Raw genomic sequence first — 21,692 nt, 5'->3', positions numbered from 1 at the left:
GAGAGCCCTCAAAGGCCTCAGCGCAGCTGCGCCGGCGCCTCCATGGCGATCTGCTCGAAGACCTTCTCGTCCGCCGCGAAGGGCGAGTCCGGGATGGGCCAGTGGATCACGAGCTCCGTGAAGCCCAGTTCCGCGTGCCGGCCGGCGAAGTCGACGAAGGCGTCCAGCGACTGGAGCGGGCCGGTGCGGTCCGGCGTGAACCCGCTGAGCAGGACCCGGTCGAGGCCGGTCATGTCCCGGCCCACCTCGGCGCAGGTGTCGGCCAGCTTCTCGGACTGCCCGCGCAGGGCCTGGACCGACTGTTCGGGGGTGCCGTTCTCGTACAGCTTGGGGTCGCCGGTGGTCACCCACGCCTGGCCGTACCGGGCGGCGAGCCGCATCCCGCGCGGGCCGGTCGCGGCCACCGCGAACGGCAGCCTGGGGCGCTGCACACAGCCGGGGATGTTCCGCGCCTCATGAGCCGAGTAGAAGTCACCCTCGTACGACACCGTGTCCTCGCTGAGCAGCCGGTCGAGCAGCGGGACGAACTCGGCGAACCGGTCGGCCCGCTCGCGCGGGGTCCACGGATCCTGGCCGAGAGCGGTGGCGTCGAAACCGGAGCCGCCCGCGCCGATGCCCAGCGTGACCCGCCCGCCGGAGATGTCGTCGAGGGAGATCAGCTCCTTGGCGAGGGTCACCGGGTGCCGGAAGTTCGGCGAGGTCACCAGCGTGCCGAGCCGAAGCCGGTCGGTGACGGCCGCGGCGGCGGTGAGGGTCGGCACGGCACCGAACCACGGGCCGTCCCGGAAGCTGCGCCAGGACAGATGGTCGTAGGTGTACGCGGTGTGGAAGCCGAGCTGCTCGGCGCGCGTCCAGGCCGTACGGCCGCCTTCGTTCCAGCGGCGGTACGGGAGGATCACGGTGCTCAGATGCAGACTCATGGCAACGAGCCTAAAGGAGCCCTGCGGGGCGCCCGTGTTTCACGTGAAACAGTCACCGTCAGCGGCCGGTCGTGCACCACAGGTCAGTGAGGTGCCGGGAAGCGGAGATACCGCGGCGGTACGGTCTCGGTCAGCCACACGCCGTTCGCGCTCACGCGGAAGACATGGCCGTCGCGGTGCATGGCGGCCGTGTCCACCGTCAGTACGACCGGCCGGCCACGGCGGGCGCCGACCCGGGTCGCCGTCTCGCGGTCGGGTGAGAGATGTACGTCATGCCGGTTCATCGCCCTGAGCCCCTCGACCCGGATCGCGTCCAGGTAGCGGGCGACGGTGCCGTGGTAGAGGTGTGAGGGCGGGGTCGCCGGCGGCAGCCCGAGGTCGATCTCGACACTGTGGCCCTGGCTGGCACGGATCCGGGTGCCCTCGACGGCGAAACGGCGCTTGTCGTTGGTGGTGACGACATGGTCCAGTTCGTCGCGGGTGAGCCGGAATCCATGCGCGGCGGCCGCGGCGATCAGCGTGTCGATCTCCACCCAGCCGCCCTCGTCGAGCGCCAGCCCGATCCGCTCCGGCTGGTGGCGCAGATGCTTCGAGAGATACTTCGACACCTTGACGGTGCGTCTTTCGTCCATGCCACCAGGGTGCGGGAGAGGCGGGAATCACGCGATCGAGTATTGCTTTCGAGGTTTGATCCACAGCCAAGTACGGTTATCCACAGGGGGAATTGACGGTTCTGTGGACAACAGGCCCTCAAAACAAGGGCCTTGGGCCCGCCGCACGGCTCTCACATGGCTGTCATACCGGCGGCTTCACCCGCGCGATTCCCCGCAGCACCCCCGGCGCCAGCCGCGACAGTAGCCGCGCGCCCCGTGCCTCCGGAGTGACCGGAACCACCGCCTCGTCGCGCACCACCGCCCGCAGGATCGCGGCGGCCACCTTCTCCGGCGGATAGTTCCGCAGCCCGTACAGACGGGCGGCGCGCTGCTGGAGCCGAGTCTCCTCCTGGGCGTCGACCCCGGCGAAGTGAGCCGTCGACGTGATGGCGGTGTTGACGATGCCGGGACAGACCGCCGTCACGCCGATCCCCTGCCCGGAGAGCTCCGCGCGCAGGCACTCGCTGAGCATCAGCACGGCCGCCTTGGAGGTGCTGTAGGCGGGCAGGGCCTGGGACGGCAGGTACGCCGCCGCGGAGGCCACGTTGACGATGTGGCCGCCCTGCCCGCGCCCGGCCATCCGCCGGCCGAAGAGCCGGCAGCCGTGGATCACGCCCCACAGGTTGACGTCGAGGACCTTCTTCCAGTCCTCCGGCGTGGTGTCGAAGAAGGACCCGGACAGTCCGATCCCAGCGTTGTTGACCAGGACGTCCACCACGCCGTACTCCAGGGTGACCTTCTCGGCGAGTTTCTCCATGGCCTGCTCGTCCGAGACGTCGGCCGTCTCCGCCCAGGCCGCCGAGGCGCCCATGAGACGGGACGACTCGGCGGTGCGGACCGCCGCCTCGGCGTCCCGGTCGACGGCCACCACACGTGCGCCCGCCTCCGCGAACGCGAGCGCCGTCGCCCGCCCGATGCCGCTGCCCGCCCCGGTGACCAGCACGAGCTGCCCGGAGAACCGCTCGGCATGCTTCCCGCTCGCCGCCGCCGGGGACCGGCCGTCCTCGACGGACGTCGCGAAATCCCCGATCCACGAAGCCAGCTGATCCGGACGGGTGCGCGGGATCCAGTGCCCCGCCGGGAGCGTCCTGCGGGTCAGCCGCGGAACCCACTGCTCCAGCTCGTCGTGGAGCCGCTCCGACAGGAACCGGTCCCCCAGGGGCGTGATGAGCTGCACGGGCGCGTGGGCGTGCGCGTCCGGGCGCGGACTGCGCAGCCGGGGCCGCACGTTGTCCCGGTACAGCCAGGCACCGTGCGCCGCGTCCGACGGCAGGGACGAGGTCGGGTAGCCGTCGCGCGGCACCTTCTCGACCCGCTCCAGGACCTTCGGCCAGCGCTTGCCGAGCGGGCCGCGCCAGGCCAGCTCGGGCAGCACGGGTGTGTGCAGCAGGTACACGTACCAGGACTTCGCGCCCTGCCCGAGGAGCTGGCCGACCCGGCGCGGGGTGGGCCGCTTCACACGCCGGCTGATCCAGTGGCCGAAGTGGTCGAGGGACGGCCCGGACATCGAGGTGAAGGAGGCGATACGGCCCTCGGTGCGCCGGACAGTGGTGAACTCCCAGGCCTGTACCGAGCCCCAGTCGTGCCCGACCAGGTGCACGGGCCGGTCCGGGCTGACCGCGTCCGCGACGGCCAGGAAGTCGTCCGTCAGCTTCTCCAGCGTGAATCCGCCCCGCAGCGGCCGCGGTGCCGTCGACCTGCCGTGGCCGCGGACGTCGTACGCCACGACGTGGAACCGCCCGGTGAGCCGCGCGGCGACCCCGGACCACACTTCCTTGCTGTCGGGGTAGCCGTGCACGAGGACGACCGTCGGGCGACGTGGATCGCCCATCTCGGCCACGCACAGCTCGACTTCGCCGGTCCGTACCCAGCGCTCCCGCGCGCCCGTGAGCAACGTCATCCGGCGAATCTGGCAGTTGTTAGAGGAATCGTCAATAGGGTGCCGCTCCGGCCCCCACCCGGCGTGGTAACTCTCGAGAACCAGCTCCCCTAGGGGCCCGTAATACTCAGGGCTGACCCGAATACAGCTCCACGGAGTGACGCCCGCCACGCCCGCGGCCCCTACCTTCGAAGGGTGACTGTGATCGCGACCGAAAGCCTGAGCAAGCGGTTCCCGAGGGTGACCGCGCTTGACCGGCTCTCCGTGGACGTCGGGCCCGGTGTGACCGGACTCGTCGGAGCCAACGGGGCCGGCAAGTCCACACTGATCAAGATCCTGCTGGGTCTGTCCCCCGCCACCGAGGGCCGCGCCGACGTGCTCGGCCTCGATGTCGCCACCAAGGGCGCCGACATCCGCGAGCGGGTCGGCTACATGCCCGAGCACGACTGCCTGCCGCCGGACGTCTCGGCCACCGAGTTCGTCGTCCACATGGCGCGCATGTCCGGCCTGCCGCCCACCGCGGCGCGCGAGCGCACGGCCGACACACTGCGCCACGTCGGGCTGTACGAGGAGCGCTACCGCCCCATCGGCGGCTACTCGACCGGCATGAAGCAGCGCGTCAAGCTCGCCCAGGCCCTGGTGCACGACCCGCAGCTGGTCTTCCTGGACGAGCCGACCAACGGCCTCGACCCGGTCGGCCGCGACGAGATGCTCGGCCTGATCCGCCGGATCCACACCGACTTCGGCATCTCGGTCCTGGTCACCTCGCACCTCCTGGGCGAACTGGAACGCACCTGCGACCACGTCGTCGTCATCGACGGCGGCAAGCTCCTGCGCTCCAGCTCCACCACGGACTTCACCCAGACCACGACGACCCTCGCGATCGAGGTCACCGACACCGACGAACACCCCGACGGCACCCGCGCGGTGCGCGACGCGCTGCACGCGCGCGGGGTGAGCGTCGAGGACGGCAGCGGCCTGCCGGGCGCCGGCCACGTCCTGCTCCTCACCGCCCAGGGCGAGGAGACGTACGACCTGGTCCGGGACGTGATCGCCGACCTCGGACTCGGCCTGGTGCGCATGGAGCAGCGCCGGCACCACATCTCCGAGGTCTTCACGAGCAGCGACGAGCGCGAGCAGCGGAAGGAGGCGGTCGGCCATGGCGGTTGAGCACTCCACGGGGACATCCACCCCGGCACCGGGTGACCAGACCCGCATCCACAACATCGGCTACCGCACCTACGACGGCCCCCGCCTGGGCCGCGCCTACGCCCGCCGCTCCCTGTACTCGCAGTCCCTGCGCGGCTCCTACGGCCTCGGCCGCTCGGTGAAGTCCAAGGTGCTGCCGATGCTGCTGTTCGTGGTGATGTGCGTGCCCGCGGCCATCATGGTCGCCGTCGCGGTCGCCACCAAGGCCAACGCCCTGCCCGTGGACTACACGCGCTACGCGATCGTCATGCAGGCGGTCATCAGCCTGTACGTCGCCTCGCAGGCACCCCAGTCGGTCTCGCGCGACCTGCGCTTCAAGACCGTGCCGCTGTACTTCTCACGGCCCATCGAGACCGCCGACTACGTCCGTGCCAAGTTCGCGGCGCTGGCCTCGGCGCTGTTCGTCCTCACGGCCGCTCCCCTGCTCGTGCTCTACGTGGGCGCGCTGCTGGCCGAGCTCGACTTCGCCGACCAGACCAAGGGATTCGCACAGGGACTCGTCTCCGTGGCACTGCTCTCACTGCTGTTCGCCGGTATCGGCCTGGTCATCGCGTCCTTCACCCCGCGCCGCGGCTTCGGCATCGCGGCCGTGATCGCCGTGCTGACCATCACCTACGGCGCGGTCTCCACCCTGCAGGCCATCGCCGACGTCCAGGGCAGCAGCGACGCCGTGCCGTTGATCGGGCTGTTCTCGCCGATCACCCTCGTCGACGGTGTGCAGTCCGCGTTCCTGGGCGCGACCTCCGCCTTCCCCGGCGGGGTGGGCCCGAGCAACGCCGAGGGCGTCGTCTTCGTCCTCGTCGCCCTGGGCCTGATCTCGGCGAGCTACGGCCTCCTGATGCGCCGCTACAAGAAGGTGGGACTGTGACCACGCTCTCCATCGACCATGTCTCCCGCTGGTTCGGCAACGTGGTCGCCGTCAACGACATCACCATGACCATCGGCCCCGGCGTCACGGGCCTCCTCGGCCCCAACGGCGCCGGAAAGTCCACCCTCATCAACATGATGGGCGGCTTCCTGGCCCCCTCCACCGGCACGGTCACCCTCGACGGCCAGCCCGTGTGGCGCAACGAGCAGATCTACCGGCACATCGGCGTCGTCCCCGAGCGCGAGGCGATGTACGACTTCCTCACCGGGAAGGAGTTCGTCCTGGCCAACGCCGAGCTGCACGGCCTGGGCGCCAAGGCGGCCCAGAAGGCCCTGGCCACGGTCGAGATGGAGTACGCGCAGGACCGCAAGATCCAGACGTACTCCAAGGGCATGCGCCAACGCGTGAAGATGGCCTCCGCCCTGGTCCACGACCCGTCCCTGCTCCTGCTGGACGAACCCTTCAACGGCATGGACCCACGCCAGCGCATGCAGCTGATGGACCTGCTGCGCCGCATGGGCGACGAGGGCCGCACGGTGCTGTTCTCGTCCCACATCCTCGAAGAGGTCGAGCAACTCGCCTGGCACATCGAGGTCGTCGTCGCCGGCCGGCACGCCGCCAGCGGTGACTTCCGCAAGATCCGGCGCCTGATGACCGACCGGCCGCACCGCTACCTGGTGCGTTCCAGTGACGACCGCGCCCTCGCGGCCGCGCTGATCGCCGACCCGTCGACGTCCGGGATCGAGGTCGACCACGCCGAGGGCGCGCTGCGCATCCAGGCCGTCGACTTCGGCCGCTTCACGGCTCTGCTGCCGCGTGTGGCCCGCGAGCACGGCATCCGCCTGCTCACGGTCTCGCCGTCCGACGAGTCCCTCGAGTCCGTCTTCTCGTACCTGGTCGCGGCGTAGGAGGCCCTGATGTACGACCCCACAGTCGCCCGGCTCACCTACCGGGCCCTGCTCGGCCGGCGCCGGGCCCTCATCCTCGGTGCCCTGCCCCTGCTGCTGATCGTCATCGCCGTGGCGGTGCGCGCTCTCACCGGTGCGGACGACCAGACCGCCTCGGACCTGCTGGGCGGGCTCGCCCTCGCCACGATGGTGCCGCTCATCGGCGTCATCGCCGGAACCGGCGCGATCGGTCCGGAGATCGACGACGGCTCGGTGGTGTACCTGCTGTCCAAGCCGATCAAACGGCCGACCATCATCTTCACCAAGCTGATCGTCGCCGTCGCCGTGACCATGGTGTTCTCCGCGGTGCCGACGCTCATCGCGGGCTTCATCCTGAACGGCAACGGCCAGCAGATCGCCGTGGCCTACACGGTGGCGGCGCTGGTCGCGTCCATCGCGTACGCGGCCCTGTTCCTGCTGCTCGGCACGGTCTCCCGGCACGCGGTGGTGTTCGGCCTCGTCTACGCGCTGGTCTGGGAGGCCCTGTTCGGCTCCCTGGTGCCGGGCGCCCGCACGCTGAGCGTCCAGCAGTGGTCGCTGGCCGTGGCCCAGAAGGTGTCCGGCGGTGACCTGGTGACCTCGGACGTCGGCCTGACGACGGCGACGGTGCTGCTGGTGGCCGTCACGGTCCTGGCCACCTGGTACGCCGGTCAGAAGCTGCGCTCGCTGACGCTGGCCGGCGAGGAGTGACGTTGTCCGGGCGTCCGGGCCTTGACGGGGGCTTCACCTCTGTCGGGGCACACTGGGCAAACGGGATGTAGGGGAACCACACGGGAGTTGGACGGCCGGGAGGAGACGGGGATGGCGGGCGAGAGGGCTCAGTACGAGGACGGCGACCAGGCCGGGGCGGAGCCCGGGGCCGGGTCCGATTCCGGGTCCGGGTCCGCAGACGACGCCTGGGAGGACCTCGTCCTGGACGACGACTTCATACGCTCCGCCGAGTCCTCCGAGCCGTCCGCCCGGGCCCGGATGCTCGCCGAGCGCTGGCGCCGCGAGGAGCCGGAGCCGCAGCCCTGGCGCTCCGACGAGCCGCCCGCGGGCTGGTTCTTCAGCAAGGTCCGGCGGCGCAGGTGGCGCAGGCGCTGAAGGCGGGCGATTTAATCGGTGGCGTCCAATTCGCCCGGCGGGCAGAGTGGTTGTGTCCACCCCGCCGGGCGAGGAAGCCCGGCGCCGAGTTCTGGGAGAGGAGCGGGACGATGTCCATGCACGGCAGTACGTCCAGCTCCCTTCAGGGCAGCCCGCGGCGGGCTCCGGAGTAGTCGCTACCCCACTCCGTAGAGCTCGCCCCGAACGGGGAGCTGCCCGGGGCGGCCGCTTCGAGCACGCGAATCGCATATCGCGTGGGCCGCCCACCCGGAGGATTGGCCGAGTGGTAAGGCACCGGTTTGCTAAACCGCGGTCGGGCTCATACGCCCGCGCACGTTCGATCCGTGCATCCTCCGCCGCGCGCGAGTCCCGAATGCGCAAGACCCGAAGCTTCAGCCCAGCCACCGCTCCAGCACCACAGCGATCCCGTCCTCCTCGTTCGAGGACGTCACCTCGTCGGCCACGGCCTTCAGTTCCTCGTGGGCGTCCGCCATGGCGACACCGTAGGAGGACCAGGCGAACATCGGTATGTCGTTGGGCATGTCGCCGAAGGCGATCGTGTCGGCCGCCTTCACCTTGAGCCGGCGGGCCGCCAGGGACAGGCCGGTGGCCTTGGACAGGCCCAGGGGGAGGAGTTCGACGATGCCCGCCCCCGCCATGACGACGCTGACGAAACCGCCGGCGGCGCGCGTGGCCACCTCGCACAGCTCGTCGTCCGACAGCGTCGGGTGCTGGATGTACAGCTTGTTCAGCGGCGCGGACCACAGGTCCGAGGCGTCCGCGAACGGGGTCGCGGGGAGGGTGCCCTGGACCGCGTAGCCGGGGCCGACCAGTACCTCTCCGTCCAGGCCGTCGCGGCTCGCGGCCAGGTGCAGCGGGCCGGCCTCCGCCTCGATCTTGGCCAGCGCGACCCCGGCCAGCTGCCGGTCCAGCGTCACCGACGTCAGCAGACGGTGGGCGCCGGCGTCGTAGACCTGCGCGCCCTGGCCGCAGACGGCCAGCCCCTGGTAGCCCAGGTCGTCGAGGATGTGCCGGGTCCACGGAACCGCGCGGCCGGTGACGACGATGTGCGCGGCGCCCGCCGCGGTGGCCGCGGCGAGCGCGTCACGGGTGCGCTCCGAGACCGACTCGTCGGAGCGCAGCAGCGTCCCGTCGAGGTCGGTGGCGATCAGCTTGTACGGGAAGCCGCCCGAAGGGGCCGTGTCGCTCACTTGGACACCGGCTCCAGGACCTCCCGGCCGCCCAGGTACGGGCGCAGCACCTCGGGCACGCGCACCGAGCCGTCGGCCTGCTGGTGGTTCTCCAGGATCGCGACGATCGTGCGCGGTACGGCGCACAGGGTGCCGTTGAGCGTGGCCAGCGGCTTGACCTGCTTGCCGTCACGGACGCGGATCGACAGCCGGCGGGACTGGAACTCGGTGCAGTCCGAGGTCGAGGTCAGCTCGCGGTACTTGCCCTGGGTCGGGATCCACGCCTCGCAGTCGAACTTGCGGGAGGCCGAGGCGCCGAGGTCGGCGCTCGCCACGTCGATCACGCGGTACGGCAGCTCCAGGGAGGTCAGCCACTGCTTCTCCCACTCCAGCAGCCGCTGGTGCTCGGCCTGCGAGTCCTCCGGGGCGACGTAGGAGAACATCTCGACCTTGTCGAACTGGTGCACGCGGAAGATGCCCCGGGTGTCCTTGCCGTGCGAACCGGCCTCGCGGCGGAAGCAGGGCGAGAAGCCCGCGTAGCGCAGCGGGAGGCGGTCGGCGTCGAGGATCTCGTCCATGTGGTACGCCGCCAGCGCCACCTCGGACGTGCCGACCAGGTAGAGGTCGTCGTCGGCGAGGTGGTAGACGTCCTGGGAGGCCTGGCCGAGGAAGCCCGTGCCCGCCATGGACTGGGGACGGACCAGGGCCGGGGTGAGCATCGGGGTGAAGCCGGCCGCGGTGGCCTGGGCCATCGCCGCGTTCACCAGGGCGAGCTCCAGGAGCGCGCCGATGCCGGTCAGGAAGTAGAAGCGCGAGCCGGAGACCTTGGCGCCGCGCTCGACGTCGATCGCGCCGAGGATCTGGCCGAGCTCCAGGTGGTCCTTGGGCTCGAAGCCCTCGGCGCCGAAGTCACGGATCGTGCCGTGCGTCTCCAGCGTGACGAAGTCCTCCTCGCCGCCCACGGGCACGTCCGGGTGGACGAGGTTGCCGAGCCTCTGGAGCAGTTCCTGGGTCTCGGTGGCGGCCGCGTCGCGTTCCGCGTCGGCGGCCTTGACGTCGGCGGCGAGCTGGCTCGCCTTCTTCAGCAGCTCGGCCTTCTCGTCCCCGGACGCCTTGGGGATCAGCTTGCCGAGCGCCTTCTGCTCGGCGCGCAGCTCGTCGAAGCGGACGCCGGACGACCTGCGCCGCTCGTCGGCAGACAGGAGGGCGTCGACGAGCGCGACGTCCTCTCCACGGGCGCGCTGGGACGCGCGCACACGGTCGGGGTCCTCACGAAGCAGGCGAAGGTCAATCACGCGGTCAAGGCTACCGGTGTGGGGTGACCGCCCACGACTCACTATTCGGGTCGTGCAATACGTACCGTTATGGGGGAATTGCGCGCAGTGTCAATAAACAGCCCGCCTCTCCCCGGAACGAGGCATCCGCCGGGCGCTGCATTGACTCGAATCCCTTGTGGGAGGCGGGACTTGGGATCCGGTTGTCCACAGGGATCCACACCCGTCGAAGAGTTATCCACAGGCTGTGTGGAAGATCTGTGGACTTCGGAATTGATCACTCCGGAAGGCCCTCCCACCCCTCGGAATTCCCGGCACAAACCCGCTCTATCTTCACTTTCGGTGGAATCAGCTCACCCCGAAGAGTTACACAAAGGAAAACGGTGGACGAAGGGTGACCTGCCCGTCGATGGACACATCAGGGGCCTGTAGGGCGATTTGTCGACTGACTCACACTTCGTTGTCGACTTGTCCCCAGGTCGAGAAGCCAACCTGTGGATAACTTCTGTGGATAACGACAATCAGCAGGTACGACAGCCCGGGGCCGGCCCGGGACCCGTCTGGAACCGGCCTAGAACCGGCCGTCCTGGCACCGCGCCACCCAGTCCGCCGCCTCCGCGAACTCCTCGTCCGACGTCCCCAGCCGCGGCGGCTGGACATCCCCGGGCTTCACGTCCGCGCGCGGATAGGAGCCGAGGTAGCGCACCTGGAGGCAGATCCGCTTCAGGCCCTTCAGGGCATCGGCCACCCGGCGGTCGGAGATATGGCCCTCGGCGTCGATGCAGAAGCAGTAGTTGCCGATGCCAGCACCGGTGGGCCGGGACTGGAGCAGCATCAGGTTGATGCCCCGCGTGGCGAACTCGCCCAGCAGGTCGCGCAGACCACCGGGGTGGTCGTCGCGCTGCCACAGCACGATGGACGTCTTGTCCGCGCCGGTCGGTGCCGCGGGCCGGGCGGGCCGGCCGACCAGCACGAACCGTGTCTGGGCGTTCTCCGCGTCGTGGATCCCCGTTTCCAGGGCCTCCAGGCCGTAGCGGGCGGCCGCGAACTCACCGGCGAAGGCGGCGTCGTACTGGCCCTCCTGGACCAGCCGGGCGGCGTCCGCGTTCGAGGCGGCCGACTCCCAGTGCGCGTCCGGCAGGTGCTTCTTCAGCCAGTTGCGCACCTGCGGCTGGGCGGCCGGGTGGGCGGAGACCGTCTTGATGTCCGACAGCTTCGTGCCCGGGCGGACCAGCAGCGCGAAGGTGATCGACAGCAGCACCTCGCGGTAGATCATCAGCGGCGCGCCGGCGACCAGCTCGTCGAGAGTGGTGGTGATGCCGCCCTCGACGGAGTTCTCGATCGGCACGAACGCGGCCTCGGCCTCGCCGGTCCGTACCGCGTCGAGCGCGGACTGGACGGAGACGTACGGGGTGAGTTCCCGGGTGGCGGCCTCGGGAAGCGTGCCCAGGGCGACTTCGGTGAAGGTGCCCTCAGGGCCGAGATACGCATAGCTCGCTGGCATGACCTCACCCTAATGGGCCCGCGGAATCGGCATCCCCCACAAGCCCGTCCAGAGACGAACTCTCACCCCTCCAGCAACTTCTGCCCCACGTACTCGCCCTCCGCGGCCCCGCCCGGAACCGCGAACAGCCCGCTCGACTCGTGCCGGATGAACTGAGACAGGGCATCGCCGCGGTCGAGCTTGCGCTGCACCGGCACGAAGCCGCGCAGCGGATCGGCCTGCCAGCAGATGAAGAGCAGACCCGCGTCGGGCACCCCGTCGGTGTCGATGCCGTCGTGGAACGAGAACGGGCGGCGGAGCATCGCCGCGCCGCCGTTCTGGTCGGGCCGGGTGATCCGGGCGTGGGCGTTGATCGGGACGACCAGGTTGCCCTTGGCGTCCGTCTTCTCCAGGTCCATCGCGGTCGTCTCGCTGCCTCCGGACAGCGCCGCCCCGTCGGACTTGCGGCGCCCGATCACGTCCTCCTGCGCCTTGCCGGAGAGCTTCTCCCAGTCGTCGAGGAGCATGCGGATCCGGCGTACGACGACGTAGGAGCCGTTCGCCATCCACGCCGGTTCGCCCTTCTCCGGCACGAAGATCCGCTGGTCGAAGTCGGGCTCGGCCGGCTTCGGGTTGCGGGTGCCGTCGATCTGGCCCATCAGGTTGCGGGCCGTCATGGGGTGGGCGGTGGCGCCCGGCGAGCGGTTGAAGCCGTTCATCTGCCAGCGGACCCGGGCCGCCGAGCCGGTGTCCTTCTGGATGGCGCGCAGGGCGTGGAAGGCGACCAGGGAGTCGTTGGCTCCGATCTGCACCCACAGATCGCCGTTGCTGCGGTTCTTGTCGAGGCGGTCGGAGGAGAACTCGGGCAGCGGGTCGAGGGAGGCCGGGCGCTGCTTCTCCAGGCCGGTCCTGGCAAAGAAGCTGTGGCCGAAGCCGAAGGTGATCGTCAGCGACGACGGGCCGGCGTCCCGGGCCACGCCGGTGTCGTCGTGGCCGCTCGGCTCGCCCGCCATCAACCGCCGGGCCGTCTCCGACCAGCGGCGCAGCAGGGCGGCGGCCTCCTTGCGGCCGGCGCCCGCCGCCAGGTCGAAGGCGACGACATGGCCGCGGGCCTGGAGGGCGTCGGTGATGCCGGGCTGATGTTTCCCGTGAAACATCGCCCGGTCGGTGCCGAGCGAGGTGAGCGGCGCGGCGGCCTCGGAGGGCGCGGCCGCGTATCCCCCGGCCGCGCCCGCCGTACCGAGCACGAGCCCGGTGGCACCGGCGGTGCCGAGCATCCGGCGCCGTGAGATGCCCTCCCGGGCGGAGGCCGCCTCGGTCTTCCCCGGGGCGGTGCCGGGGGTGCGGGCCTCCGGAGTGGACTGGTCAACCATGGTCGTTCAGCCGATCTGCGCGTTCTTGGAGACGGTCACCTCGTCGATGTCGGAGGTCCGCACGGTCACGTCGACCTGCCAGTCGCCGGCCATGGGGATCTGCACTCCGTTCGCCGACCAGTGTCCGGTAGCGATGTGGTCGGGGACGACGGGCAGGGGCCCGATGTCCTTGGCTTTCAGGGTGAAGTCGACCTTCACCTCGGGGATGTCGAAGGCCCGGCCGTTGGGCCGCTCCACGTAGACGTGCATCTCGTTGTCGCCCACGCGTGCGGGGTCGAGGTCGATCGTGACGATGCCCTTGCCGTCCTCGCCGCCGGTGTCGAACGGCATGTCCAGGGTCAGCGCCCCGGACGCCCCGGCGTCGGCGGCGGCGGACGCGGAGGACGATGCGGCCGCCTTGGCCTCCTGCTCCGTTCGGCCCGGCTCGGTCTGCGTCAGCACGGTGGTGACGGCGAGCAGGACGACCGCGATGCCGGCCTCGGCCATTACGGAGCGGCGCAGTCCGAAGCGGTTCGGATCGGCGTCCCGCAGCTGCTTCCGCAGGGCGGTGTCCCGAGCGGCCCGCTGCCGGGCGAGCTGCGCGGCGCGCTCGGCGTCGGCGGGCTCGCCGTTGTCGCCGGGCTGGGAATCAGGCTCGGCGTCGGCGTTGGCGTCGGCGTCGCTGTCGCCGTCGGTGTCCGTGCCGGTCCGGTCGTCGCCGGAGGCATCGGCGTCTGTGCCACCGGAGGCCTCACCCCCCGCACCGACGCGCGCCAGTTCCCGCTCCGCCGATGCCGGCACGGCCTCCAGCAGCCGCCCCGTCCAGCGCCGCGAGATCCACGCGACGCCGACCAGGACGACCACGAGGGCGATCTTGGCCAGGAGGAGCTGCCCGTACCGGGTGTCGGTGAAGGCCGACCAGGAGCCGAGCTGGCGCCAGGACTGGTACGTACCGGTCGCGATCAGCGCGAGCACGCTGCCGAAGGCGAAACGGGAGAAGCGGCGTACGGCCGCCGCGTCGACGGGCGCGTCGGCGGGTGCCCGGTACAGGGCGACCAGGAGCGCGCCCAGCCCGCCGAGCCACGCGGCGACCGCCAGCAGATGGACGACATCGACCGGCATGGAGATGCCCGCCTGGAGCCCGACCGAGGCGTGCTCCGACATCGCCCAGCTCGCGGCGAGCCCGGCCGCCACGACGATGCCGCCGATGGCGAGACCGAAGGTCAGGTCGCGCTTCTCCTGGGCGTCCTCGCGCTTGTCGTACGCCCCGAACAGCACGGAGATGAACAGCGCAGCGGCGGCGAGCAGCAGCAGCCGGGACACCAGGGCGGCGCCGGTCTTGGTCTCGAGCACCTGTCCGAGCAGGGACAGGTCGAAGACGTCGGCGACCTTGCCGGAGCCGGTGAAGGAGCCGCGCAGGAGCAGCAGCGCGAGGGTCGCGGCGGTGAGCGCGAGCCACCCGGAGACGACGAACCGCTGCACCGGCCGCACCCCGGAGCCGCGTCGCCAGCAGCCGAGGACGAAGGCGGCGCCGCCGGCCATCATGATGAACCCGGCGTACGACACATACCGCCCGAAGCCGTACAGCCAGCCGACGACCCCGTCGTCGGTCGCCTGCTGGGAGACCGCGGCGGAGGTCTTGGAGGGGGCGCCGATCGAGAAGGTGTAGGCGCCGGCGACGGGATGGCTGTCCGCGGAGACGACCTGGTAGGCCACCGTGTACGTGCCGTCGGGCAAGCCCGGCTTCAGCGGCACGGCATACGTCGTCCCGCTCACGTTGGACGGCTCGGCGGTGTCGACGCGCTTGCCGTCGGGGTCGAGCACGCGCAGCGAGTCGTCGGACAGCGCGACCTGCTCGGAGAAGGTGAGCGAGATCCGGGCCGGGGCCTCCTGGACCACCGCCCCCTGCCCGGGGTCGCTGCCGGTCACCGCGGCGTGCGCGGAGGCCGGTCCGGCCCCGGCGAGAAGTGCGCAGGCCGCGCCCAGGAGCAGCAGCACCAGGGTCCGGACGCGGGGGGCGATGGTCTGTGTCACAGGGATCCCTCCCTCAGTGTCCGGTCTTCGGGTGGTAGGTCGCCGACTTCACCGGCATCTCGACCTTGACGGGGCCGGAGCGGGCGAAGCGCAGTTCGAGGGTGACCGTCTGGCCTTCCTTCGGCTTGCGCTTCAACTGCTCGAACATCAGGTGGTCGCCGCCGCTCTTCAGCACCAGTTCGCCGTGGGCGGGGACCTTCAGGTCCTTGACCTCCTGCATGGCCCCGCCGACCGTCTCGTGCACGGTGACCTGACCGGCGACGTCGCTCGTGACCGAGGTCAGCTCGTCGGCGGCACCGCCCTTGTTCGTGACGGTGAAGAAGCCGGCCGCCATCTCGTCGGAGACCGGCTGCGGCATGTACGCGGAGCCGACGGAGAGTTCCGCCTTCCCGTCCGCGGAGCCGCTGCCGGAGTCCGAGCCGCCGCAGCCCGCCAGGGCCAGTGCCCCGGTCAGGACGAGGGCCGCCGGGACGGGTCGACGCCTCACGGGTTCGCTCCCTTGACGATCTCGGGGAGGTCCTTGGTGTAGTCGTCGACGCTGGCGTCCTCGCCGTAGAGCACATAGCCGCCGTCGGTCTTCGGCGAGAACGCGATGACCTGGGTGCCGTGCTCGGAGATGACCTTGCCGTTCTTGTCCTTCCTCGGCGCGTCGATGGAGATGCCGAGGGTGCGGGCGCCGGCCTGGATGGTCGCGAAGTCGCCGGTGAGCCCGATGAACTGGGGGTCGATGCCCTTGAGCCACTTGCCGAGCTCGGCCGGGTTGTCGCGGTCCGGGTCGGTGGTGACGAACACGACGCGCAGGTCGTCCTGTTCGGCCTTGGGCAGCTGCTTCTTGGCCACGGCGATGTTGCTCATGGTCGACGGGCACACGTCGGGGCAGTGGGTGTAGCCGAAGTAGATCAGCGTGGGCTTGCCCTCGGTCTCCTTGCGGAGGTCGTACTTCTTGCCCTGTGTGTCGGTGAGGACCAGGTCCGGCTTCTCGAACGGCTTGTCGAGGACGGTGGCGGCCTTCTCGGTGCCGGCCTCCTCCGACACCACGGCGACGGGCTTGTCGCTGTCGCCGCCGCTGCCGCAGGCGGTCAGGGTCAGAGAGGCGGCGGCGAGCAGAGCGGCCGCGGCGAAGGTCTTGGTGCGCATAGAAAGGAATCCCAGATGTCGGTGACCCGGCGCGCACCGGGGTGTCCCCGCCCGAGGGGCGAGGACCCGGCGCGCGCCGTGCAACGGAAGCGGCGTCAGGCGTTGGCGCGCCGACGCCCGGCGAGTACGCCGTAGGCGACGCCCGCCGCGCCCACCACGATGCCGACGACGCCCAGGACACGGGCGGTGGTGTCGGTGCCGTCGGAGGAGGCGGTGTCGGCGGCGGCGGTCTTGGCGGAGGCCTTCTCGGCGTGCTCGGAGTCGGAGGCCTTGTCGCCCGAGGAGCCGTGGTGCCCGTCCTCGGAGGCGGCGGACAGCTCCAGCACGGGGGCCGGGTTGTCGGGCTCCTCCTTGCCCTCCTGCGGCACCTCGATCCAGCGGACGACCTCCTTGTTGGAGTACGTCTGCAGGGCCTTGAAGACGAGCTCGTCGGCGTCCTCGGGCAGGGTGCCGATGGAGACCGGGAACTTCTGGAAGAAGCCGGCCTTGATGCCGTCGCCGTCGGCGGTCCAGGTGACCTTGGTGACGGCCTCGGAGATCTTCTCGCCGTGCATCTCCAGCGGCTTGTCCAGCTTGGACTTGGTGACCTTGATGTCCCAGCCGGGCACCGGCTCCGGCATGACGGAGGCCAGCGGGTGGTCGGTGGGGAAGTTGACCTCGAGCTTGGTGGTCGAGGCGTCGTCGCGCTCGTTCGGGACCTTGAAGTCCACGACCGCGTAGCCGCCCTTGGCGGCCTCGCCCTCGGGCTGCACGGTGACATGCGCGAAGGCGGGGGCGGACAGGGCGAGAACGGTGACACCGGCGGCGGCACCGGCCGCGGCGATACGGGAAACCTTCATGGAAGGGAGCACTCCGCTGTGAGTCGGGTCGGGATGGGGAAGAGGGATCCGCGCACGCGCGCGTGCCGCACGACGGCGGCCTCTTCTCCGAGCCGTCCGGGAATCCGGGGATTCAGAGGAATCCGGGAATCCGAAAAAGCGGAGTGGTGGTCGCGTCGCGTCAGGCGGCGAGAGCGAGTGCGGCTGCGGGAGCCGTGCCGGCCGGCGGGCCGCGCCGGATCACCGTGTGCTGCAGTGCGGTGGTGCACGGCATCTCAGGTACGGGTCGCACGGCGTGCGCGGGGCACGGACGTGCTTCCGGCGCTCCCGGCAGCCCGGCACGCAGGGCGCGCACCAGCGCGAACGCCGCCCGCAGGGAGCGCACCAGCGTCCCTTCGGCGACGCCCTGCGCCGACAGTTCGGTGAGCCGCAGCAGCGCCAGGTCGCCGTGGCGCAGCAGCCAGCCCGCGGCGATCGCCGCGAGGACATGGCCGAGCAGCATCGGCAGGGACGGCCAGAGCGAGGCCGGTGCGGCATCCGTGGCCACATGCGTGTGGGCGCCGCCCGTCGGCTGGAGCCGGGCGTCGGTGAGGATCTTGTGGGCCTGCGCCGGGCTGATCGCCGCCGCCGTGGTGCCGCACAGGAGCCGCGCGGCCTGCTGGACCAGTGCGGCGTCGCTCCCGCTCGCCGGTACCGAGGACGTGCCGGCGGCGGCCGTACCGTGCTGCCCCAGCCCGAACAGGGTGTGCAGCACCGTCTGGCCGACCGCGAGCAGTGCCGCGATGCCCGGCAGCGAGCGCACTCGCCCCGTGAGCGGGGCCGCCACCGCGACCACCCCGAGGAACCCGGCGCCCAGCGTCCACAGCGGAATGCCCTCGCACGACGCCAGCGCGTGACCTGCCCCGGCCAGCACGACGCAGACCGCGGCGAACACCGCGGCCCGCAGGATCCGGAGCGGGTGTCCGGAGCGCGTCGCGCGCGCGTGGGGGGCAGTCATGGCGGGCTCATCATCGCACTGGCCCCGCGGGCCTCGTGCGGCAGGTCCACAAGATGCCGTACGACCGGAACGTCACCCTCTGGTCGCGCGCGCCCCCACTTGCACCGATGTTCGCTCCTACATACACCGATCGGGACCAGCACGCATCCGCCGTATGGGCGGCGTCACGTCAACTTCACGCTTACATGCGGGGACTCGGGGCAATACGTAACGGTATGTCGAGCCGCAGCCAGGAGGCTGGAGCATGAGCATCTGGTGGTCACTCCATTTGCGGCGCGAAGCTGCCAGCGTGCCTCTCGCCAGGCGCCTGCTGATCGGCACGATGGAGACCGCGGGCGTCGACCCGGACATCTCCTACGACCTCTCCGTCGCCCTCAGCGAAGCCTGCGCGAACGCCGTGGAGCACGGTGGGGACAAGGCCTGCGGCGGCCCCGGTTCGGAGGCGTACCGGGTGACGGCCTACCTCGACGGGGAGAAGTGCCGGATCGAGGTCGCCGACGCGGGCCCGGGTTTCCCCGTGTCCTCCGCCGCCCGGCCCCGTCCGCCGATCCGGCCCTCGCACTCCGACGCGGAGAACGGCAGAGGGCTGTGCCTCATCCAGGAGCTCGCCGACCACGTCCACATCGGCAACAAGCCGGGCCGGGGCGGGGCCGTGGTGAGCTTCGACAAGGTCCTCAAGTGGCGCGAGGGCGCCGCGCCGCTGATGGCGGTCTGACCCCGCGGCGGTGTTTCACGTGAAACACCACCGCCGTGTGAACCACCACGGCCGTGTGAACCACCACGGCCGTGTTTCACGTGAAACGTCCCCCTGAGACATCTGCTGCCAGGCCCGCCCCTACAGCGCACTCCAGTCCAGCGTCGTCCGCGCCAGCCCCGCCACCTGTGTGAGCAGCGCCAGCCGGGCCGCACGGACCGCCGGTTCGGGGTCCATCACCAGCACCTCGTCGAAGAACGCGCTGATCGCCTCGACCAGTGGCCCGGAGACCTCGATCAGTGCCCCGAGGTCGTCCTCGCGGCCGTGCAGCGCCTGGCGTACGGCCTCGGCGCTCTCGGCGAGGCGCAGTTCGGCGGGCGCGGTCAGCAGGGACAGGTCCGCCGCCTCGACGCCGCCCCCGGGGAGGATGCGCACGACCCGCTGGAACGCGGCGGCGAGTGCCTCGAACGTCTCCGTGCCGATGTGCCGCTCCAGCGTGGCCAGTGTCCGGTCCCCGTGGGCGGGCCGGTCGGCCCACACCAGGACGGCCTGGACGAGCCGGTGTTCGTGCCCGGCGTCCGTGAGCTGCTGCTCATAGCGCCGGGTGATCAGCTCGGCGGCCTCCGCGACCCGCTCGACAGGCACCTCGACACCCTGCGCCGCATACCGTACGGCCGCCGCGCGCAGCCCGTCGCTCACCCGTACCCCGGCCACCGCGGGCAGGGTCCGCAACACGTTGAGCAGACCGATCGCGGCCCGGCGCACCCCGTACGGATCGGAACTCCCGGTCGGTGCGGCCCCGATGATGAACATCCCCGTCACCAGGTCGAACCGGTCGGCGAGCGACAGCACGGCACCCGCGTCCCCGGCAGGAAGAGCGCCGCCGGCGGAGCGCGGCAACTCCATCTCGGCGAGGGCCCGGGCGACCTCCGCGGACTCGCCGGCCCGCCGGGCGTACTCCTCGGCCATCACCCCGGCCAGCCCCGAGAACTCGATCACCATCTGGGACGCCAGGTCGAACTTCGCCAGCGCACCGGCGCGGCGGACGACGTCCACCGCCTCCTGAGCCAGCCCGGCACGCCCGGCCAGATCGAGGGAGAGGACGGCCAGGCGCTCGGCGCGGTCGGCGACCGTACCGAGCCGGTCCTCGAAGGTCAGCTTGTCCAGCCGGCTCCGGAATTCCGCCGGCGGCACCTTCAGGTCCGCCCGCCAAAAGAACGCGGCGTCCTCGTAACGCGCCCGCAGCACCGCCTCGTTGCCCGCCCGGACCACGTCGTCGTCGCACAGGGCGTTGGCGAAGGTGACGAAGTGCGGCATGAGGCGCTCGCCGTCCAGCACCGGCAGATAGCGCTGGTGCTTGCGCATCACCGTGGTCAGGACGCTCGCGGGCAGTTCGAGATAGCGCTCGTCGAACGATCCCCGCACGGCGTACGGGAACTCCAGGATGTCGGTGATCTCGTCGATCAGTCCGGCCTGGCCCTCCACGTCGATCCGCCCGCCGACCTCGGCCGCCGCCTCCAGGGCACCGCGGACGACCGCGCCGCGCCGTGACTCCCGGTCGAGCAGGATGCCGTGCATGTGCAGGAAGTGCGGGTAGCCCTCGGCGGCGGTCACCCGGACCTCCGGGTAGGGGGCCTGGCGCTGCACCCGCGTCGTGTCGCCCGCGGAGAGGGAGGAGACCACGACGGGCAGGGGAGTACGGCCCAGCAGCGCGAGCAGCCAGCGCACGGGACGCGAGAACGACAGCCCCGGGTCGCTCCACCGCATGTTGCGCCCGGCCCGCAGCCCGGACACGACCTCGGCCAGCAGCTCGCTGAGCACCTCGACGGCCGAGCGCCCCTCCTCGTGTCGGGTGAGCGCCACATACTCGACGCCCTTGACGTCGACGATCCGCACGTCCGTCGGTTCGGCGCCCTGGCTGCGGGCGAAGCCCAGCAGAGCCGGGGTGGGAGCGCCGTCTTTGAAGGCGGCGGCGACCTTCGGCCCGCGCACGGTCCGCATCGTGTCCCGTTCACGCGGCTGCACACCGTCGACGGTGATCACGATCCGGCGAGGTGTGGCCATCACGGTGATCGCGCCGTGCCCCAGCCGGGTGTCGGCCAGCTTCGCGGTGACCGACTCGCGCACCGCCTCGGTGGTGGCGGGCACGTCGGCGTACGGCAGTTCCTCCACGCCGATCTCGAACAGCAGCGTCTCGACGCCGGGCACCTTGGGCAGCGCGGGCCGCTCGGCCGGGGCCGGTGCGGCCGCCACCCCGAGCGGATACTCCAGCGCGGCCCGCCGCCGCTCCCACAACTTCGCCGACTCGTGGGTCAGCCCGCGCATCAGCGAGAACGCCTTGGCCCGCTCGGTGGTGCTGATGGCGCCGCGCGCGTCGAGCACATTGAAGGTGTGGCTGCACTTGAGCACATAGGTGTACGCGGGAACCGGCAGCTCCAGGTCGAGCAGGCGCCGGGCCTCGGACGCGTACGCCTCGAAGAGCCGATGGTTGGTGTCGAGGTCGGCGTCGTCGAGGTAGTAGCGGCTCATCTCGTACTCGTTCTGGCCGAACACCTCGCCGTACGTGATGCCCGGCGCGTAGACGATGTCCTTGAAGTGGGACACGCCCTGAAGGTTCATCAGGATGCGTTCGAGGCCGTATGTGATCTCCACCGACACCGGATCCAGGGCGACCCCGCCGACCTGCTGGAAGTAGGTGAACTGGGTGATCTCCATGCCGTCCAGCCAGACCTCCCAGCCCAGCCCCCACGCGCCGAGCGCGGGTGACGCCCAGTTGTCCTCGACGAACCGCACGTCGTGCGCGCCGAGGTCGACGCCGAGCGCCCTCAGGCTGCCCAGGTACAGCTCCTGAGGGTTGCCGGGGTCCGGCTTGAGGATGACCTGGAACTGGGTGTGCGTCTGGAGCCGGTTGGGGTTCTCGCCGTAGCGCGAGTCGTCCGGCCGCACGCTCGGCTCGACGTAGGCGACGCTCCAGGGCTCGGGACCGAGCACACGCAGCGCCGTGGCCGGGTTGGCCGTACCGGCTCCGACCTCGGTGTTCAACGGCTGCGTGATCATGCAGCCGTTGTCGCTCCAGTACTTCTGCAGGGTGAGGACGGCGTCCTGCATGGTCAGCGCCGTCTGGACGTTCTTCATGATCGAATCGCCTGTT

19 protein-coding genes and 1 tRNA gene are annotated in these 21,692 nt (G+C 71.0%); 7 read left to right on the top strand and 13 right to left on the bottom strand.

Annotation, left to right across the window (positions count from 1 at the left end; genetic code table 11):
• Positions 1-17 precede the first annotated feature (17 nt).
• The 3 genes from ACWIF2_RS07565 to ACWIF2_RS07555 all read right to left on the bottom strand — a co-directional run bounded on the left by ACWIF2_RS07565 (position 18) and on the right by ACWIF2_RS07555 (position 3,473).
• On the bottom strand, positions 18-920 hold the full coding sequence (locus ACWIF2_RS07565; RefSeq protein WP_454359173.1) for an LLM class flavin-dependent oxidoreductase: 903 nt from the start codon (positions 918-920) through the stop codon (positions 18-20).
• An 83-nt stretch (positions 921-1,003) separates the two neighbouring features.
• Entirely contained in the window at positions 1,004-1,552 is a 549-nt protein-coding gene (locus ACWIF2_RS07560; protein WP_454359172.1) for an RNA 2'-phosphotransferase, read from the bottom strand.
• A gap of 163 nt (positions 1,553-1,715) precedes the next feature.
• Positions 1,716-3,473, bottom strand: coding sequence for an SDR family oxidoreductase (locus ACWIF2_RS07555; RefSeq protein ID WP_454359171.1), 1,758 nt, complete (start codon positions 3,471-3,473; stop codon positions 1,716-1,718).
• A 180-nt stretch (positions 3,474-3,653) separates the two neighbouring features.
• Here ACWIF2_RS07555 and ACWIF2_RS07550 point away from each other — a divergent pair, with 180 nt between their 5' ends.
• The 6 genes from ACWIF2_RS07550 to ACWIF2_RS07525 all read left to right on the top strand — a co-directional run bounded on the left by ACWIF2_RS07550 (position 3,654) and on the right by ACWIF2_RS07525 (position 7,918).
• Positions 3,654-4,622 carry an ABC transporter ATP-binding protein gene (locus tag ACWIF2_RS07550; RefSeq protein WP_399022461.1) on the top strand — a complete coding sequence of 323 codons (969 nt, stop codon included), beginning with the start codon at positions 3,654-3,656 and terminating at the stop codon, positions 4,620-4,622.
• Complete coding sequence (locus tag ACWIF2_RS07545; protein ID WP_454359170.1) at positions 4,612-5,529, top strand: ABC transporter permease; 918 nt, start codon at positions 4,612-4,614, stop codon at positions 5,527-5,529. Before ACWIF2_RS07550 ends, ACWIF2_RS07545 begins: the two co-directional genes overlap by 11 nt.
• Positions 5,526-6,437 carry an ABC transporter ATP-binding protein gene (locus ACWIF2_RS07540; protein WP_184593781.1) on the top strand — a complete coding sequence of 304 codons (912 nt, stop codon included), beginning with the start codon at positions 5,526-5,528 and terminating at the stop codon, positions 6,435-6,437. Before ACWIF2_RS07545 ends, ACWIF2_RS07540 begins: the two co-directional genes overlap by 4 nt.
• 9 nt (positions 6,438-6,446) lie before the next feature.
• Positions 6,447-7,166 (top strand): ABC transporter permease subunit, encoded by a 720-nt coding sequence (locus ACWIF2_RS07535; RefSeq protein WP_454359169.1) that lies wholly within the window; start codon positions 6,447-6,449, stop codon positions 7,164-7,166.
• Between the two features lie 111 nt (positions 7,167-7,277).
• The gene (locus ACWIF2_RS07530; protein WP_454359168.1) at positions 7,278-7,562 is read left to right on the top strand and encodes an SGM_3592 family protein; all 285 of its coding nucleotides are present in this window, start codon (positions 7,278-7,280) and stop codon (positions 7,560-7,562) included.
• Between the two features lie 269 nt (positions 7,563-7,831).
• A tRNA-Ser gene (locus tag ACWIF2_RS07525) sits at positions 7,832-7,918 on the top strand.
• A gap of 36 nt (positions 7,919-7,954) precedes the next feature.
• Here the strand turns inward: ACWIF2_RS07525 and ACWIF2_RS07520 are convergent.
• From ACWIF2_RS07520 to ACWIF2_RS07480, 9 genes are all read right to left on the bottom strand, one after another.
• Entirely contained in the window at positions 7,955-8,773 is an 819-nt protein-coding gene (locus ACWIF2_RS07520) for an HAD family hydrolase (RefSeq protein WP_454359167.1), read from the bottom strand.
• Positions 8,770-10,047, bottom strand: a complete 1,278-nt coding sequence (serS, locus tag ACWIF2_RS07515; protein ID WP_454359166.1) for a serine--tRNA ligase — start codon at positions 10,045-10,047, stop codon at positions 8,770-8,772. Before serS ends, ACWIF2_RS07520 begins: the two co-directional genes overlap by 4 nt.
• A 550-nt stretch (positions 10,048-10,597) precedes the next feature.
• Positions 10,598-11,530 carry a prephenate dehydratase gene (gene pheA / locus ACWIF2_RS07510; protein WP_454359165.1) on the bottom strand — a complete coding sequence of 311 codons (933 nt, stop codon included), beginning with the start codon at positions 11,528-11,530 and terminating at the stop codon, positions 10,598-10,600.
• A gap of 62 nt (positions 11,531-11,592) precedes the next feature.
• On the bottom strand, positions 11,593-12,882 hold the full coding sequence (gene efeB / locus ACWIF2_RS07505) for an iron uptake transporter deferrochelatase/peroxidase subunit (protein ID WP_454359164.1): 1,290 nt from the start codon (positions 12,880-12,882) through the stop codon (positions 11,593-11,595).
• A 6-nt stretch (positions 12,883-12,888) separates the two neighbouring features.
• Positions 12,889-14,895 carry a copper resistance protein CopC gene (locus tag ACWIF2_RS07500; RefSeq protein WP_454359163.1) on the bottom strand — a complete coding sequence of 669 codons (2,007 nt, stop codon included), beginning with the start codon at positions 14,893-14,895 and terminating at the stop codon, positions 12,889-12,891.
• Between the two features lie 13 nt (positions 14,896-14,908).
• Positions 14,909-15,382, bottom strand: coding sequence for a copper chaperone PCu(A)C (locus ACWIF2_RS07495; RefSeq protein ID WP_454359162.1), 474 nt, complete (start codon positions 15,380-15,382; stop codon positions 14,909-14,911).
• Positions 15,379-16,032, bottom strand: a complete 654-nt coding sequence (locus tag ACWIF2_RS07490; RefSeq protein WP_454359161.1) for an SCO family protein — start codon at positions 16,030-16,032, stop codon at positions 15,379-15,381. Before ACWIF2_RS07490 ends, ACWIF2_RS07495 begins: the two co-directional genes overlap by 4 nt.
• A 95-nt stretch (positions 16,033-16,127) precedes the next feature.
• Positions 16,128-16,871, bottom strand: coding sequence for a YcnI family copper-binding membrane protein (locus tag ACWIF2_RS07485; RefSeq protein ID WP_454359160.1), 744 nt, complete (start codon positions 16,869-16,871; stop codon positions 16,128-16,130).
• A 160-nt stretch (positions 16,872-17,031) separates the two neighbouring features.
• Positions 17,032-17,847, bottom strand: coding sequence for a hypothetical protein (locus ACWIF2_RS07480; protein ID WP_454359159.1), 816 nt, complete (start codon positions 17,845-17,847; stop codon positions 17,032-17,034).
• A gap of 244 nt (positions 17,848-18,091) precedes the next feature.
• Between ACWIF2_RS07480 and ACWIF2_RS07475 the strand changes: the two genes are divergently transcribed.
• Positions 18,092-18,562, top strand: a complete 471-nt coding sequence (locus ACWIF2_RS07475) for an ATP-binding protein (RefSeq protein ID WP_454359158.1) — start codon at positions 18,092-18,094, stop codon at positions 18,560-18,562.
• A 120-nt stretch (positions 18,563-18,682) separates the two neighbouring features.
• Here the strand turns inward: ACWIF2_RS07475 and ACWIF2_RS07470 are convergent, their stop codons facing one another.
• The gene (locus ACWIF2_RS07470) at positions 18,683-21,676 is read right to left on the bottom strand and encodes a glycine--tRNA ligase (RefSeq protein WP_454359157.1); all 2,994 of its coding nucleotides are present in this window, start codon (positions 21,674-21,676) and stop codon (positions 18,683-18,685) included.
• Between the last annotated feature and the right edge of the window lie 16 nt (positions 21,677-21,692).

The organism is Streptomyces sp. NPDC055506 (assembly GCF_053643595.1).
Note: the sequence above shows the minus strand (reverse complement) of the source record. Positions and strands in the feature narration are given on the sequence as shown.

What these genes read in the sequence shown, in the direction of transcription:
- ACWIF2_RS07565 (WP_454359173.1), bottom strand. Translation starts at nt 920, where the DNA reads ATGAGTCTGCATCTGAGCACCGTGATCCTCCCGTACCGCCGCTGGAAC.
- ACWIF2_RS07560 (WP_454359172.1), bottom strand. Translation starts at nt 1,552, where the DNA reads ATGGACGAAAGACGCACCGTCAAGGTGTCGAAGTATCTCTCGAAGCAT.
- ACWIF2_RS07555 (WP_454359171.1), bottom strand. Translation starts at nt 3,473, where the DNA reads ATGACGTTGCTCACGGGCGCGCGGGAGCGCTGGGTACGGACCGGCGAA.
- ACWIF2_RS07545 (WP_454359170.1), top strand. Translation starts at nt 4,612, where the DNA reads ATGGCGGTTGAGCACTCCACGGGGACATCCACCCCGGCACCGGGTGAC.
- ACWIF2_RS07535 (WP_454359169.1), top strand. Translation starts at nt 6,447, where the DNA reads ATGTACGACCCCACAGTCGCCCGGCTCACCTACCGGGCCCTGCTCGGC.
- ACWIF2_RS07530 (WP_454359168.1), top strand. Translation starts at nt 7,278, where the DNA reads ATGGCGGGCGAGAGGGCTCAGTACGAGGACGGCGACCAGGCCGGGGCG.
- pheA (WP_454359165.1), bottom strand. Translation starts at nt 11,530, where the DNA reads ATGCCAGCGAGCTATGCGTATCTCGGCCCTGAGGGCACCTTCACCGAA.
- efeB (WP_454359164.1), bottom strand. Translation starts at nt 12,882, where the DNA reads ATGGTTGACCAGTCCACTCCGGAGGCCCGCACCCCCGGCACCGCCCCG.
- ACWIF2_RS07490 (WP_454359161.1), bottom strand. Translation starts at nt 16,032, where the DNA reads ATGCGCACCAAGACCTTCGCCGCGGCCGCTCTGCTCGCCGCCGCCTCT.
- ACWIF2_RS07485 (WP_454359160.1), bottom strand. Translation starts at nt 16,871, where the DNA reads ATGAAGGTTTCCCGTATCGCCGCGGCCGGTGCCGCCGCCGGTGTCACC.
- ACWIF2_RS07480 (WP_454359159.1), bottom strand. Translation starts at nt 17,847, where the DNA reads ATGACTGCCCCCCACGCGCGCGCGACGCGCTCCGGACACCCGCTCCGG.
- ACWIF2_RS07475 (WP_454359158.1), top strand. Translation starts at nt 18,092, where the DNA reads ATGAGCATCTGGTGGTCACTCCATTTGCGGCGCGAAGCTGCCAGCGTG.
- ACWIF2_RS07470 (WP_454359157.1), bottom strand. Translation starts at nt 21,676, where the DNA reads ATGAAGAACGTCCAGACGGCGCTGACCATGCAGGACGCCGTCCTCACC.